The 758-nt window shown below is 63.7% G+C and carries 1 protein-coding gene; it reads left to right on the plus strand.

Annotated features, from left to right (window positions below; all coding sequences use genetic code 11):
• Nucleotides 1–433: 433 nt before the first annotated feature.
• On the plus strand, nt 434–758 hold a 325-nt coding region (locus tag B4N44_RS09880; RefSeq protein ID WP_296700106.1), incomplete at its 3' end, for a lyase family protein.

Genomic DNA, 758 nt, shown 5'->3' on the forward strand with positions numbered 1-758 from the left:
GAGCATCTCGCTCTGGACGCGGTTTCAGCAAACTGTCACCGAAATTTCGAATTGCGAATTGCTGGTCCTGGAGAGTCCGGGCGGTTTGGTGTCCGAGGCGCAGACGTTCGGTGACTACCTGCGCAGATGGCAAGGGGCTGAAGGAGTGGCATCACGAGCGCGACACCGGTCGGATCGATCCAGCCTCTCACGATTGCGATCGCTAAAGCGCGGTCCGTGGCGGGCTGTTGTCTGCCTCCTGGATGGCCGAGTACACCGCTTCCAACGGTGCTTCGATGCGCCAGGTCGTCAGCAAGTGATAGGCAGCCACGGGGTCTCCAGCGAATTCCGCTCAGTGGTGAAAGCGCCGGCTCGGATCCTCAGGCGCCGGATGTGCCAGCTGATCAGGACATGAGAAAATCCAGCAGACCGGCCGAGTCAGGAGGTGGTCGCCATGTCCTCAACCCGTAGCGAATCCGACAGTTTCGGGCCGATCCAGATCCCTGGTGACGCCTTATGGGGGGCGCAGACCGAGCGCAGCCGCCGTTTCTTCGCGATTGGAGGACAGCGCATGCCGATGGAGATCGTGCACGCGCTGGCCCAGATCAAAGGTGCCGCGGCGGAGGTCAATCGCGCGCTCGGCCTGCTCGACCCCGCCAAGGCCGACGCCGTGGCCGCGGCTGCGGCGCGCGTCGCGGCCGGCGAGTTCGAGGCACAGTTTCCGTTGTCCGTCTGGCAAACCGGTTCCGGCACTCAGAGCAACATGAACGTCAACGAGG

Source organism: Thiocapsa sp. UBA6158 (assembly GCF_002423035.1).
GTDB lineage: Bacteria > Pseudomonadota > Gammaproteobacteria > Chromatiales > Chromatiaceae > Thiocapsa.